13 protein-coding genes and 3 pseudogenes are annotated in these 14,888 nt (G+C 35.2%); 3 read left to right on the top strand and 13 right to left on the bottom strand.

Annotation, left to right across the window (positions count from 1 at the left end):
- Positions 1-5: 5 nt before the first annotated feature.
- From HS1_RS01030 to HS1_RS00970, 13 genes and pseudogenes are all read right to left on the bottom strand, one after another.
- The gene (locus HS1_RS01030; RefSeq protein ID WP_066060324.1) at positions 6-1,169 is read right to left on the bottom strand and encodes a divergent polysaccharide deacetylase family protein; all 1,164 of its coding nucleotides are present in this window, start codon (positions 1,167-1,169) and stop codon (positions 6-8) included.
- 178 nt (positions 1,170-1,347) lie between these two features.
- Positions 1,348-2,016: pseudogene (locus HS1_RS01025) on the bottom strand (DUF1156 domain-containing protein); the annotation flags it as partial.
- Positions 2,017-2,036: 20 nt separating this feature from the next.
- On the bottom strand, positions 2,037-2,438 hold the full coding sequence (locus tag HS1_RS01020) for a HEPN domain-containing protein (RefSeq protein WP_066060322.1): 402 nt from the start codon (positions 2,436-2,438) through the stop codon (positions 2,037-2,039).
- Positions 2,435-2,923, bottom strand: coding sequence for a nucleotidyltransferase domain-containing protein (locus tag HS1_RS01015; protein WP_066060321.1), 489 nt, complete (start codon positions 2,921-2,923; stop codon positions 2,435-2,437). The genes HS1_RS01020 and HS1_RS01015 overlap by 4 nt, the downstream gene beginning before the upstream one ends.
- 32 nt (positions 2,924-2,955) lie before the next feature.
- Positions 2,956-4,185, bottom strand: a pseudogene (locus HS1_RS01010) (DUF1156 domain-containing protein); the annotation flags it as partial.
- Positions 4,186-4,205: 20 nt separating this feature from the next.
- Positions 4,206-6,173, bottom strand: coding sequence for a class I SAM-dependent methyltransferase (locus tag HS1_RS01005; protein WP_066060319.1), 1,968 nt, complete (start codon positions 6,171-6,173; stop codon positions 4,206-4,208).
- Positions 6,174-6,322: 149 nt separating this feature from the next.
- Positions 6,323-6,793 (bottom strand): hypothetical protein, encoded by a 471-nt coding sequence (locus tag HS1_RS01000; protein WP_066060318.1) that lies wholly within the window; start codon positions 6,791-6,793, stop codon positions 6,323-6,325.
- Positions 6,794-6,796: 3 nt separating this feature from the next.
- Positions 6,797-7,831, bottom strand: coding sequence for an AAA family ATPase (locus HS1_RS00995; RefSeq protein ID WP_216638266.1), 1,035 nt, complete (start codon positions 7,829-7,831; stop codon positions 6,797-6,799).
- 50 nt (positions 7,832-7,881) lie between these two features.
- Positions 7,882-8,043 (bottom strand): annotated as a pseudogene (locus HS1_RS00990) (DUF1156 domain-containing protein); the annotation flags it as partial.
- Positions 8,043-8,951, bottom strand: a complete 909-nt coding sequence (locus HS1_RS00985) for a hypothetical protein (RefSeq protein WP_066060315.1) — start codon at positions 8,949-8,951, stop codon at positions 8,043-8,045. The gene HS1_RS00985 and the pseudogene HS1_RS00990, both read right to left, overlap by 1 nt.
- 105 nt (positions 8,952-9,056) lie before the next feature.
- On the bottom strand, positions 9,057-9,275 hold the full coding sequence (locus tag HS1_RS00980) for a pepsin/retropepsin-like aspartic protease family protein (protein WP_066060314.1): 219 nt from the start codon (positions 9,273-9,275) through the stop codon (positions 9,057-9,059).
- Positions 9,276-9,467: 192 nt separating this feature from the next.
- The gene (locus HS1_RS12715; RefSeq protein WP_082757528.1) at positions 9,468-10,754 is read right to left on the bottom strand and encodes an SNF2-related protein; all 1,287 of its coding nucleotides are present in this window, start codon (positions 10,752-10,754) and stop codon (positions 9,468-9,470) included.
- Positions 10,755-10,863: 109 nt separating this feature from the next.
- Positions 10,864-12,120 (bottom strand): S41 family peptidase, encoded by a 1,257-nt coding sequence (locus HS1_RS00970; protein ID WP_066060313.1) that lies wholly within the window; start codon positions 12,118-12,120, stop codon positions 10,864-10,866.
- 227 nt (positions 12,121-12,347) lie between these two features.
- Here HS1_RS00970 and HS1_RS00960 point away from each other — a divergent pair, with 227 nt between their 5' ends.
- The 3 genes from HS1_RS00960 to HS1_RS00950 are packed head-to-tail and all read left to right on the top strand — an operon-like array spanning position 12,348 to position 14,888.
- Positions 12,348-12,638 carry a PxxKW family cysteine-rich protein gene (locus tag HS1_RS00960; protein ID WP_066060311.1) on the top strand — a complete coding sequence of 97 codons (291 nt, stop codon included), beginning with the start codon at positions 12,348-12,350 and terminating at the stop codon, positions 12,636-12,638.
- 50 nt (positions 12,639-12,688) lie between these two features.
- Positions 12,689-14,230 (top strand): murein biosynthesis integral membrane protein MurJ, encoded by a 1,542-nt coding sequence (gene murJ, locus HS1_RS00955; protein ID WP_066060310.1) that lies wholly within the window; start codon positions 12,689-12,691, stop codon positions 14,228-14,230.
- 25 nt (positions 14,231-14,255) lie between these two features.
- On the top strand, positions 14,256-14,888 hold the full coding sequence (locus HS1_RS00950; protein ID WP_066060309.1) for a site-2 protease family protein: 633 nt from the start codon (positions 14,256-14,258) through the stop codon (positions 14,886-14,888).

Genomic DNA, 14,888 nt, shown 5'->3' with positions numbered 1-14,888 from the left:
TAGTTTTATTTATTTAAATCTGCGGCTAAATATTTATGTCTAATCAATTCAGAAACAGTTACAAACCTAAATTTCATGGCTAATTTAGGCAAATTTTCTTTTAGAACCATTAAGGTAGTTAAATAAGGATGACAAATGGCCAAGACTGCTCCTTGGGTTTGCGCCCACCGAGTTAAGGTGGTTAAGCGTTGTCTGATACTATTTACGTCAGGTGTGGAATCTAAAAAGAGATTTCTCCTCAAACTCTTAACACCCATTTCCTGAGCCAGTTTATAAGCAATGGATTTGGGAGTGGTAAAACTATCCACAAAAATAAGGTTTCTTTTTTTAATTTCTCTTAATACTATTTTCATATAGGTTGGATTTTGAGTGAATTTTGACCCCATGTGATTATTTACGCCTTTAATATAAGGCACGGCCTCTAAATCCTTTGTCAATTGCTTTTTTAAGGTAAATGGAGGCATATTGAGAAATAGCATTCCTGGTTGCTTATTTAATTGAGGATGGTATCCATCTGGTTCCAGGGGTAAATGGAGTAATATTTCCTCCTGTTGGTGGATATAGAGTAATTCGGCTATTTCTTTACTGTAAGGTAAATAGGGTAAAATAGCGTAATTTAGAGGTATTTCTAAGTTAATAAGTGACTTTACCACCGACATATCATAGCCTAAATCGTCCACAATAATGGCTATCATTGGTTTTTCTTTTGGGAGTAATGGTAAAAAATGATTGAAAACCAAGTGGTGAGTAATGAGACCATTCCAACCCAAATAAAACTCCCATTTTTTAGAAGTAGGGGTCCTAAGCCGAAGAGTGATTTTGGGATTTTTTTGGGCTAGAGAGATAAAGCTTGTTTTTACTGTAGACCAGGTTAATGCTTTTGGTTTTTGAGCATTTATCTCTATAAATGGATATGTTTTTCCCCTCCATGTCTTGCTAATAATTTTTTCTTGCCACTGGTTTTTTTCAAGGCCCAAATGGAGAAATGTCTCCGCAATAAGGTGGTTTAAATTAAATATTCCTTCTTCTATAGCTGTTTGAGAAAAGTCTTCATAGGTAGGATGTGGTTTTTGAGGTTTTAAAAAATGAAATACCATAAGAATAATAAGGGTTAATGAAGAAAAGAGAAGGAAGATAAACAGGATTTTTTTATCTCTTATTCTCTGCATTCAATATGCACCATTATCAAGACTAAATGTAGAGTGTCTTAATTTAGATATTGGGGACATCCTATGTCTATTCCTCATTCCATTCTTCAATTTTAGCCCCTATTTGGAGAAGAGTTTCTTTAATTTTGGCATCTAAAGTAGTTCTGTCTAGCCCAGTAGAGGTATGAGCTTTTATTTCTACCCTTTCACCTGAAAGTTTTTCTACTTTGGCATATTTACCAAATATCTCAATCGCAGGACCGATTGCCGAAATAAAAAAATCTGCCCCAGAAATACCTTCATTCCAGAACTGCTCAAGTTTTTCTTTAATCCTTTCTTCAATAAGAGGTTTTAACTCATGGAAATAAGCAGTTTCGTTACTTATCCGCTTACGGCAGACCATATAAATGGAAGAAGCAAGGGCAGCAGGGACCTTTGTCCTAAGCCTTGATTTCATTTCTGTATCCCAGGGCCAAGAAGCAGTTAAATAAAGTCCAGCCTTAAGTAAGGCATCAATGATTGTCTCCCAGGCCTCAGTAGATTTATGGGCAAAGACAATGACATCAATCCCTTCTGGCTTTAATACACGATGAATCTCTTTGAAAGCCTTTTCTATCTTTTCCTCAAAGGCCTTCTTGCCAGTCGCATAACCTCCTTGATGAGTATAAGCGACACTCTCTTCTGCTTTTGGTGTAAGTGGTGTAGCAAAAAGTTCAGGATATAAATCACCAAGTGTTCTTTTTAACCAGACATAAAAGAAATCAGAAAGATAAGAATATGGCACATTGTCGTAATAGGGAGGGTCGGTGATAACGGCATCAAAGGAGTCATTGGGATAAGGAAGAGAGGTAACAGAGCATTGAAAAATTTTTGGTATATATAGTTTTCTCATAAATTTTCTTCTATTTTGATATTTAACTTTCTCTCAATAAACTCTTTTACTTTTTTGGCAATCTCATAGCATTCTCTAGCTTCTTCAAAGGAGGGAATGTAAAATTCATCTGGATACCTCACATCGACCGCATAAAAAGTTAAATTTCCGGTATCTATTTGTTCAAAATCCCTATCTTGCTTTCTGCAAAGTTCCAAAAGGAACTCAAGATTATGTGTTTTCCCAAAATCAACATTTTTAATAGTAAGATATGCTTTCAACACTTTCTCAACAAACTGCTGGCAGTGAAAGCATACAGCACTTGTGGCAATTTCATTCTTTAGCAAAACCATTTCGTGTTCAACGACTTTCAAATCCTCCATAGCTTTTATAAACCACTTTTTTACATTCTCTTTCATAGTGACATCCCTTCCTTTAGTGCCTCCCTTATAACCGAACCAAACATTTCTTTAGAACTCTCAACCTCTTTTTCAGATTTGATTATTAAATCGCAATCAATGCCAAGCTTTGCAAGGTTTTCTCTAACCTTTTTTGAATAAAGCATCTTCTCCTTGATAGATAAGTTGTTTCTGACAATTACAAGAACATCCCAGTCACTTTCTGATTTGAAATCTCCCCTTGCCCTTGAGCCAAAAAGGATTGTGTGTGTTACATCAATTTTATTTTGCTTCATAACTTTGTTTATCGTGTGTTTTAAGATTTCTTTTTCATTTCCATGTTCAAGTTCTTCGTTGAACTTCCTTTTAAAAACGTCCCTAGCAAGATCTGAAAACATTGGGAATTTCTTGATGAATTGGATAAATAGCTCTCTTGCACAATAAACACATTCCCCATCTGCGGTAGCCATAATCTCCAAAATCCTTTTTGCTTCTTCTCTGTTCACTTTTCTTCCTTCCTTGATTCTACAGGTGGGATTTGAGAGAGGTGGGAGAGGACATTAAGAATCCAGTTCAAATTTTGTTTTATACCTCCTGTTGCTCCACTAAAAGGATTTATATCCGTAAAATCCCACATCATTGGTAATGCTTGTCTTCCAAAAACATTAGCAGGAGTCTCTCTCATAGATTCCCATCGTGTCAAAACGGAGAAAGCAGACTTAAAAATTTCTATGTCTTTTTCCGTCGCAATACGATAGGTCTTTCCTGTTTTATCAGAATAATGCAATACAACTGCTACCATCCTTTGCCCAGATTTCCCCTCTTGAAAGAGCTTACGCACGGTTTTATCATCAATGCCACTCCCACAAACAGGACAAACAACCTTTGCCCTAGAAACAGTGCCTTTACTTGGGTCGAAATCTGGATTGTCCACTATTTTAAAGTGGATTTCTCTTTTTTCTTTATCAGCAATAAGCTTTAAGGCAATTTTTTTATTTTCCTTTTTTGCCAGCCAGAAATTTGCAGTAAGTGGTATCTGACAACCACATGTTGGATTTTGGCATGGAATAGTTTTTAGCCAATAGTATCCCACAGGTATGGCACCATCTTCATCTTTTGGATAAAATTGACCAATTTCCTTTTTAGCCTCTTCTAAAACCCAATTGCCCCATTTTTTAACTGCTTCAAGCAGAGGATTAACATCTTCTTTTATAAGTTTTCCTTTAACTTCCCTTTTTACAGGTTTTCCATATCTTTGTGGATATTCTAAAGTACATTTTAAAATCAATACAGCTACTGGATTTAAATCACCAGCATAAGTTTCACAGCCAAGCCTTAATGCCTCTAACGGAATAGCACCACCGCCGGCAAATGGATCTAAAACCTTTGGTGGTTTACCACCGTTGGCCTTTAAAATTTCCTTTCTAGCCCTTTCAATAATTTTTTTATTTAAAGAATTTTCCCATTTGGCCAGACATGTATAATGTAAAATATTAGATGGCTGTTTTCCTTTATTAGACTCAAGCCATTTTTTATATTCATCTGAAAAGATAGCAATAAATTGCTCTTTTGCTATCCTTTCTTCTTCATTCTTGGGTGCAGGAATTAAAGACGCATAGATGGTAGCCCTAGAAACTACTAGTGGTTTTCTTGCCCACCAAATATGCAAGGTAGAAATATGTCCGTGTCTTATATTCTTTTCCCTTGCACCTTCAGCACTCACTGCTTTTATAGGAAAATCGGCTTCAATAAAGGTTTTGTTTTTCATGGCTGTTTCTCTCTTATAATTTAGTCTAAAATTTCTATTAATTTGCATTTTATACCTGCTCTTTGTAAAATTGAACATGCAGTTTCATAAGCTGCTTTATATACAAGAAATTCATGACCATCATAAAAGTTGCAAATACGTAAAAATCCAGTCTTACTATCATACTCCCATCCTACTTCATCTTTGATTTTTAACTTTCTAAATAAGATCCCAAATTTTCCATAAGGATTATTTTTATCTATAATTTTTATCCAGGCTGAACCAAACCATGTATGTTTTTCGCCCAAGTCCTTAAATATTTTTACTTTATTTTGCATAATATCTCTTACTCTTATAGCTTGAGTTTTCGCTAATTTTAAAATTTCAAGAAAATAAATTTGATCATTATAAATATTATTTCCCTTTACAGAAATACTTAAAAATTCTCTTTTACTGAGCGTCTTAAAATTTGCCCATTGTTTTTCATTCATACCTATTAATGCTGCTCCCCAAAAAACTTCAGGCAAAACATATCTATAATGTTTTGATATTATGTCTATAACTATCCTAGTTACTAATTGCTTTTCAACATCTAACATCATTTCAGGAAGCAAAAATACGGTTGGAATCCAATCATAAAAATAACGACATTTATCAAAAAGAAACATATCCACAAACATTTTTCTTTCCTTTGCTCTATAGCTAAATCTAAAATGTTTTTCGATATTAGCGTGATATGGATGTCCTAATTGATTAATAATCAGTTCAATCCATAAATGAGGAAAAGCTATATCACAAAATACATATTGTCCTAAAACATTTTCCTGTGTTTCTAAAATTCTTTTTCTTATTTGACTATTTATTACATCATGATAACCTTCCACAAACATTCTTATTAAATTAATAATAGAAACAGCTTCTTTTATTGAAATATATAGTCCTTTTTCAGAAATCTTTTGAGAAAATTGGCTCCTCCAAAAATTTAGGTCCTCTATTTTTTCTATTTCATCTATAAAAAATTCAAACCAAAAATTTTCAGGTTGCAAAAACTTTTCTCCACCTGTAAGGTCTAAGTTTTTAGCACAGGTGGCATTTATATAAGATATATTTGAAATTTTCTTAATCGCTTTTTTATATGCATTTTTATCTATTAAAAGTTTAAACAATGATTTATTTGAAAAAATATTTATAGCAGGTAATATTCTGCAGGAAAAATATATAGGATAATGTGTCAAAAAGGCAGAATAAGCCCGTTCTAAGTTATCGTGAATTAATTTTCTAAAATGGTCGGTTTCTAAACCGTAAATTATAGGTCCCTCAGTTATTTCTCCTTCTGTTATTTCTATAATTCCAGACTCTATAAGATTTTGATGATAAAAATAATGCGTTAATAGGTTAATATATTCTTCTTTTTTATCTAATTCCGAAAAGTTTGTAATTAAGACACTTAAATCTTCTAGTGAATTCTGGATCAATATTTGGTGTAAAGCACGAAAAGGCTTTTGTCTTTTTGAGAAAAAAGGAGCAGTAAAATCTAAGTAAATTATATCAAATTTTGTCCTTAAAGTACTTAATATATTTTCTATTTTTTCTTGAAGTATTTTAATGTTTGGATATAGATATTTTATACTACTATAAGCATACTTAAATATCTCTGGATCTTTTTCTATAGCCCATATATTTTCTGGTATAACTCCTAAATTCAATAAACATTCTATATCATTTTCTGGCTCGGGACCACATAAATAAAGAACTTTTAATTCTTTACTCGATTTGGAACTGATTTTAGACTCTCTAACCTTCAGGAAAGATTCCAAAGAACTTTCAGTCAATTTTGATAGGTCAAATTTTAATATATTGCTATATTTGCTAATAATATGCTCCCAATAGTAATACATAATTTTAGGATAAATTAAAGTTGATTTTTCTCGATTTTCCGTAAGAAGTTTTATAGCTCGTTCCCAGATTAATTCTCTTGCTTTTTGTTTTATATAGTTTTTATATATCATAAGCCCTTTGCAGAACACATTTTGTTATCAAAGTGTAGGATGGCGGTTTATTTGTCACCGTAATATATTGGTGGACATAAAGTTCCACCCTACATTTTGCAAAGCTTTTATCATGGTTAAAAATAAAAGAAAATTTTTTTAAGCAATTTTTATTTTAGTAAAATTTCTTTCAATTTCTGCAATCTGACACATCTCTCCTCAAGTAATTCTTTTAAAACTAATTTTAGTCTCTCTAGATTAGTATTTATCACCTTATGCAAATCTTTTCCCGTTTCTGGCAAGTTGTATTCTTTAAAAGAAATAGCACTTTCTTTTCCAGCTCTTAAGAGCCATTCTTCTAAGCGTGGCTTAATGATAACTAGTTTCTTTCCCGAGTCATTTTCTTCCAGCATTGCTAACCCATGCTCCGATAAATCTTGCTTTAATCTAAACTTCTTCAAATGTGATGGGTGAGAACTTCCTGGGTCCTCATCTATGATGCCAATAGCATCATCAGGAATTTTAAAAAGCATCTTTATGACTTCTGTTTTATTTGCGGTGTGAATTACTGACTTTTTCGGAGCACCAGTAACAAGCTTTATTAAAAGCTTGTCTGGCTTGCATTCAATAAGGTATTTCATTGATTATTCCTGCTCTTCATTTTTAAACCTGTCAAGATTAAAAAAGAAATCTAGACCAATATTCATGGCCTCTTCTATTTCTTGTTGTGTCAATTTTCTAGCTTTTGTTTCAAAATTTTCCATATAAACTACAAAGACAGCTATGTCGTCTTTTTTGCTCTTTTCAAGAACTGAAAATAGAAAATATGGATTATGTGTGGAAATAAAAAATTGGTTATTTTTATCATCTAAAGCAATACTTTCTGCCAAAAATTTTGTGTAATAGGGAAAGGTATGTGATTCAGGCTCTTCAAAAACGAGAACGGAATCCCTGTTTGATAGTATAGTCGTTAAGTAAAAAATAAGACGCTGAAAAGTATCCGAAATCAAAGCATAGGGGATGCTTATAAGTATATCGTCATATTGCTTAACAATTTCTATTTTATTTTCTTGAGGCTTAAACATTAGTTTGTAGTCAAAAGGTTTAAGGAAGTTGTCAATTATCTCTTGTTTCAAATTTTTATGTGTTTTTAAAACTGACAATAAGTTAGAACCAAACGGTGGTAACAAACACGAAGAGTATTTCTCAGGAAAAAGTCCTCTTTTTTCAAAACGATAGAATTTTATGTGTTCAAATCTTTGTTCACGTTCATATTGTCCTTTTGCCATATAGTCAAATTCAAACAAATTTTTTTTGTCTGTTTTGAAATTTTTAGAAACATCATAGCCAAAATATGTCCCTTTAAAACGGTCCTCCTGAGTAAAAATGATTTCAAATACGTCTGATGCTGTTTTATGCTGTAATCTTATTTGTAATTCGTTCTCCAAATCTTCATCAAAAAATAAATTTGATAATGTTTCATATCGCACAAAATCCTTTAAAGAAGATTTATTCCCATAAGCGAGAAAAGATAAAACTCCCAAGGACTCCAAGATGTTAGACTTGCCAGTATTTGGCTCTCCAATGAAAATATTTATCTTTAAACAACTAAGATTGAGATTTTTGATGGATTTCAAATTCTTTATTTCAAGAACTTCTATCATTGTTTTTTCCTCCAAACCTTTATCACATATATCATATAACTTACCACACCCACAGCCTCCTTCAGAATTAAGGATGCATAAATAGTTGCTCTAGAAACTACAAGCGGTTGTCTCGCCCACCAGATATGCAAGGTAGAAATATGTCCATGTCTTATATTCTTTTCCTTTGCCCTTTGGGCACTTACTGCTTTTATAGGAAAGTCAGTTTCAATGAATACCTTATTCATCAATTCATTCCCAAGTAGTTCATAAGGAAAGGGATTTCATCCCTTGAATGAGGAGGAGGTTCTTCGAGATTTCTGAGTCTTTCCGCCAGAACCAAAGAAAGTGGTTTCTCAGCTTGAGGGTTCAAATGCAAGTAGAAGCGTTGTCCGGTTCTAATATTTACCCATCCACTGTCAAATAGTATGCCACTTATTCCCCTATATACTGGGTTACTCCGTACCATCTCATCAAAGTCGTGCATAGCTAATTTAAAATCTACCTCCTCAATCGTTATATTATCAGACCTAATAAATACGATATCAATCTCCCCTCTGGGAAGTTGCGATGTCTTTTTCAAGACATCACCAATAAGTTTCTCCACATCTCGCTGTCCTCGTCCATACTTAGTACCTTTTTCTGTCGCCTCTTCTAACTTTCTCCGAGTCAACCAGTCTTCCCGGTAGCGCTTAACCTCCACGTATAATTGATGTCCGAAATCCTCGGCCAGGAGATCGGGGCCATTCCCAAGTGGGTTGTAAGTTACATTAAAATTGTTAAACGCTAAAGTCAAAGCGGTCTTTCCTTCGATCCAGATATCTAAGTATTGCTCCTTATTCTCTAATCGTTCCATCAGAATGTTGTAAAATCCATCAAGATTTTTTATGTTGCCTTGGTCTAAATCTTGTAAGAGCAAAATGGCACTGAATATTTCCTCTTCACTATACCCATAGTATTTCATGCGTGCCACTAACCTTTTATATTTTTCCCTATCTGGCATACAAACACTCGCTTTTTTATAGTCTTTTCGATGCCTTGGGTGTGGTTTCCTAAGGCTTGTTTCTTTATCTCTACAGGCAATAGTGTGCTGAGGGTTATATGTTCCAAGCTTCGGATAAAGCGCATGGTATTTTGGGTCATAGGTAATTTTCACTAATAATTACTCTTCTTAATTTACAACAGCTCAATGAGGGGCATATCCTCATGGCCAGGCCTTGGGGTCAAAATACCCCTAGGATCAATAATCAAATCAAGGGCTCTAGGATGATTTGACGGTATAACTAACCTCAATTTCTCTTCCCAGGGTAAGTCCTAACTTTTCTACCATCTCTTCCGGGAGGGTGAGCAATGTTGCTCCAAAATCTACAAGCCCTTCGACCTCTGTCTCTCTTATCTCCTCCGGTGGTATTATGCCCTTCTGAGCCATTCCCTCATCTAAAAAATTCCGTATCTTTGCTTTTACTGTTACTTTACCCATTTAAATCCCCTTTTTCCCTTTATTACCATATTTTGAAAGTTATTACCATGTTTCCGCCTGTCATCAGTGCCCTACACCTTATTTTCCTTTTCTCTATCTTTGGCAAACAGGTCATATTGCCCTGGCAGCAGATACTTTCCAGTCCTTCACAATATATCTTACGATCTCCACTTCCTCGTCGGGCTCTAATTCTTAACCAGGGTTTTGAATAAGATAGAGTTCTGGTGAGGAAGCGGCATTTGTTACCACATAAAGCCAGTATTCATCACCTAACCTTTTTCCTTCAGGATCAAAAAATAAAGCTCCTTTTTCAGCCTCCAAGGCAAATTCTTTAAATATTTTTTCAATAACTGCCTCTAGCAGAGGATGGCCTAAGGCAATAAACTCTGCCTGCCCTTTAAATGCCTTTTCTTTATCAAAAGAAAGTTTATTATATTCCCTGTTCACCTCTCCAAAGCGAGTTTTAAATTCATAAGTTTGATTGCGAAGAGATAAAGGTACTTGAGAAATTCGCCAAAAATCATCTTGCCGTTTTTCCATCTTAATGTCTAAAATTTCTGCTGCTCTTTTGAAAAAAGCCTCCACATATTCAGGGACTAAACGGTTTTCTCTAGCTTTACGTTGTTCTCCCAATATCCTACTTAAGTCTATGTGACGTGTGGCTAAGGCTTCCATTGTCGCTTCTTTTATCTTCTTTATAGCCTCCTCATCAGGAATTCTCTGCCCTTCTCCTAATTTATACCGCCCTGTTTTACTTATTTTATCACCGTATTTATAAGCAGACATCTTGTGAGCTTCATCTACAATAACTAAGTCCCAGCGCACATCTTTAAGGGAAAACAAGACATCGTCCTGTTTAGCAAAATCAATAGAGGTGATTACCTGATTTCTCTCCTGCCAGATGTTTTGTCCCCAGGCAGCATTGATGGCACTACGATCAACAATAAAAAAGTTTTCTTGGAATTTCTCATGCATTTCTCGCAACCACTGGTCTTTTAAATGGCCTGGTGCAACAATAAGTACTCTTTCTACAAGCCCTCTGTATTTTAATTCTTTAAGTAATAGGCCAGCCATAATGGTTTTGCCTGCGCCTGGGTCATCTGCTAAAAGAAAACGAATACGTGGATTTCGCAAAATGTAATAGTAAACTGCCTCAATTTGATGTGGTAAAGGATCAACTTGAGAAACATTCACTGCATAAAGAGGATCAAATTGGAAGGCATTACGCATGCGGTGGGCTTCAGTAAAAAGAAAAAAGCCTTTAGAATTTCCGCTAAATTGGATAGTCTGTTCTGGTAAAATTTTTATTTTTTCTAAGTCTGCTTGTGAAAGAATACAGGGATAAAATGTGTTAGTTGTAATGCCTACTGCTTCTATTTTTGTTTTATCCATTCCAATGGATTTTATAGAAAGAACTCTAATTCTTTCCTGCCAGAAAGGTCCTTGAAGGATAGAGCCTGGAGTGATGGTTTTATTCATAAATATGCCTTCTATTTATCATGCCTGAGGCGTTTTAGTAACACTTAGATAATAAAACAAAATAGTAAACTTTCTATTCCTTCGGGCAATTTTTTGAGAAATTAAATATTTAGTATTGCAACTGAGTAAAGGCCTCCCATTTTTTTAACACCTGTAAACCTATATTTATAAGGAAATCTTTTGGTTTTTTCCCTTCTTCAATTTTCATTTCTTCTAAGGCTTTTAAATGTCTTTCTAAGTCTTTTTCTCTGAGAAAATGGGGCGGTTTTTTTTCTGGTTGACTTACCTTTATATCTGCAAGAGTTAAGTCAGGAACAATACCTTTAGCCTGGATGCAGCGGTCTTTTGGGGTGTAATAAAGGGCAGTAGTTAGTCTTAAAGCTGAACCATCTTTTAAGGGAAGAACTGTCTGAACTGAACCTTTTCCAAAGGTTGGCTTACCAATGATTAAAGCTCGATGATTATCCTGTAAGGCCCCAGCTACAATTTCTGCCGCACTAGCTGTCCCTTCATTTACCAAAACAACCATAGGATAGGAATGTGGGTGTTTATTTTTATGAGCCTTAAACTCCATATATTGCTCCTTTGTTCTACCTTTTACAGAAACAATTTTTCCTTTATCTAAAAACTCGTCTGATACCCTTACTGCTTGTTCTAATAAACCACCAGGATTGTTCCGAAGGTCTAAAATTATGCCCTTTAAAGATGGTTTCCCCTTTTCCATTTCTAATAAAGCCTTTTGTAAATCAGAAGTGGTATTTTCTTGAAAACTGGTTAATCTCACATATCCATAACCAGGTTCCAATATTTTAGTTTTAACGCTTTTTATGGAAATGATATCCCTTACAATTTCAAAATCTTTTGATTCTGTGAATCCTTCTCTCCAGATAGTAAGGGTTACCTTTGTTCCCTTTTTACCTCTAATAAGTTTTACTGCTTTCATCAAGGTCATATTTTTAGTGGATTTTCCATTTATCTTTATGATCTTGTCTCCTGGTTTTATCCCTGCTTTATACGCAGGTGTATCTTCAATGGGAGAAACCACACTAATCCAGCCATCTTTAATGGTAATCTCAATACCTACTCCACCAAATTTACCTTTAGTTTCTATTTGGAGTTCTTTAAATTCATCAGGAGTGAGAAAAGAAGAATGGGGGTCTAAAGCACCCAACATACCCCTAATGGCACCATAAATCAACTCCTTTGCTTCAGGTGTCTCTACATAATTCTTTTGGACAATATCAAGGACTTCACTAAATGTTTTTAAATAGTCATAAGTAGTTTTTGAGGTATGGGATGAAAAAGCAGGATTAACCGTTACAAAGAAAAGAAAAAGAAAAGAAAAGAAAATGCTCCTTAATTTCATGTTTTTGTCTCCTCCTTTGACTCTGTATTCCTGCCTGTCCCCGCCTGCCTGCGGGCAGGCCCGCCTGCCTGCCTGTCGGCAGACACGGCCGTCGGGCAGGGGCAGACAGGTAATTATTTTGGATACCTTTATACAAAGAAATGAAAAAAGCGTAAAGGGTGTTGACAAACAATTTCTTTTTTGTTAAAAACCCCGCCGCTTCAATTTTTATTTTAGGAGGTAAGAAAATGTTAGAATGCGAGACCGTTAAAAAAGGGGTGGCTTGTCCTTTTATGACTTCCAAAGGATGTAATTTTAATGGAGGGGCATGCCATCCCATCGTAGAACAATGTCAGGGTTGTGCTCACATTTTGGAAACAGGGGAGGGCAAATATTGCCGCATCTGTCCTGATCCCGCGGTAAAATGGCGGTTGGGAAAGTGCAACTTTGCTACCCATATGAAGAAAAATGGTAATGGGAAAGGCCATAAGAGATTAAATCCTTTAAAAGCCTCTAAACGTAAAACCAAAGGTTTATAAAGCCTTGGTGTTAGCTTGACATCCCATTTTTAAATTGTTACTCCTGGTAAATGGGCGTTAAGGCTAAAGTTACCAGGGCAGCAGGTATTTATACCCTGGGGATTTTAGTCAGTAGAGTATTAGGTTTTGGGCGAGAAATAGCAATTGCCTATTTTTTGGGCACAGGTTTAGCTGCTGATGCCTTTTTTGTAGCATTTCGCCTACCTAATTTATGGAGGCGTTTATTTGCTGAAGGTAGTTTGGTTATCGTATTTGTGCCCATCTTCTCAGAATCTCTTTTAAAATCGCGCTTAGAGGCCTTTAAATTGGCTCGTATAGTATGGACATTTTTAGGTGGAATTTTGAGCATTCTCAGTATTTTGGGAGTTATATTTGCCCCCTGGTTAGTAAAATTAATTGCCCCAGGTTTTTCCACATTACCTGCTAAATTTGCCCTTACCATTAATCTTACTCGGATTATGTTTCCCTATCTGTTTTTTATTTGTCTCACTGCCCTAGCCATAGCTATTTTAAATGCCTTGGGTTATTTTGCTGCTCCAGCCTTTTGTTATGCCTTACTTAATGTTTCTATGATTGTCAGTTTGCTTTTAGCTCATCATTTTGGGTGGCCAGGTGTATATTGTCTGGCTATAGGGGTAATGATTGGTGGTCTTTTGCAGTTAAGTTTACAGTTACCATTTCTCTGGAAGGAAGGTTTTTCTTTAAAACCTTTATGGGAGTATCACCCTGTCCTTAAACGCATTTTAACCCTTATGGGTCCAGCAGTAATAGGGGCAGCTGTTTATCAAATAAGTATTTTTATCAATACTATCCTGGCTTCTTTCTTACCCTCAGGTAGTGTATCTTATCTTTATTATGCCGATAGATTAGTTCAGTTTCCCCTTGCTCTTTTTGCTTTTTCCTTTGGCACTGCTAGTTTGCCCACTTTATCTACACAGGCAGTGAGAAAGGAATTTGAAGTCTTTAAACAGACCCTTTGTTTCAGTTTGCAAACTGTATTTTTTCTTATTTTACCAGCCAGTATTGGTCTTATAATATTAAGGGTGCCTATTATTACTGCAATTTTGCAAAGGGGGGCCTTTTCTCAAATTTCTACTTATGCTACGGCCCAAGCCCTATGGTGTTATGCCATTGGTCTTATCTTTTTTGCTGCCTTGCGTCTTTTAAATAATGCTTTTTACGCCCTTCAAGATACCAAGACACCAGTTAAAATAAGTGCATGGTGTCTGGTAGGCAACATTATTTTGGGCCTTATTTTAATGCATCCTTTTAAGCACGCGGGCCTTGCCTTAACTACTTCTATTATGGCCCTTCTAAATGTGGTTTTTCTTGTTTATTTTCTCCAAAAAAGGGTTGGACCTTTATTTTCTGGCTTGTTTTGTCAGAGTGTGGCAAAAACTTTGTTGGCCAGTTTAGGAATGGGCTTAGTATTATTGGCCATAAAACACTGTTTAGTCAGTCCCATAAAAATCCTGGCAGTAGATATTCCGGTAGGAGTTATAACTTTTTTTATCTTTGCTTATATGTTAAAATGTTCAGAAATAGAAAGTATTAAGCAAATTTTATGGAGAAAAACAGTCAAAATTAAGTAAAATTTGAACAGGAGAGAAACAAAGCGTGAATATAGCAGCCAAAATACAACAAATTAGCATTTTAGTTCCTCCCATATTATTGGCAGTCACTGTGCATGAGCTAGCTCATGGGATGGTAGCAGACCATCTAGGTGACCCTACCCCTCGGCTTCATAATCGTTTGAGTTTTAATCCTCTGAAACATTTAGATTTTCTGGGCACATTGGTATTTTTAATCACTGGGATGATTGGTTGGGCAAAACCTGTGCCTATTAATGCCTCTAATTTTAAATCTCCTAAAAAAGACATGTTATGGGTGGCCTTAGCAGGCCCGCTGAGTAATGTAATTTTAGCTGTTGGTTTGGCAGTCATATACCGTTTTATGGGACAAATGTCTATGCCTCATGGCCTATTGCTTGACATCTTAAAACCTATATATTTTATGTTAGAGGCAGGAGTGGTAGTTAATTTGGGATTGGCCTGCTTTAATTTATTGCCTATTCCGCCTCTGGATGGTAGTCATGTCTTAGAGGCCTTTTTGCCTGATCGTTATTTTATAGAATTCAGACATCTTCAAGTTTATGGAATGCTTTTTTTACTTTTACTAGTGTTTACTGGGGCTATAGATTATCTTATAGTGCCACCATTACATTTTTTTATAAAAACATTATTGGGTTAA

Source organism: Candidatus Desulfofervidus auxilii, from assembly GCF_001577525.1.
GTDB classification, from domain to species: Bacteria; Desulfobacterota; Desulfofervidia; order Desulfofervidales; family Desulfofervidaceae; genus Desulfofervidus; species Desulfofervidus auxilii.
This window is presented reverse-complemented; position numbering and strand designations above follow the sequence as displayed.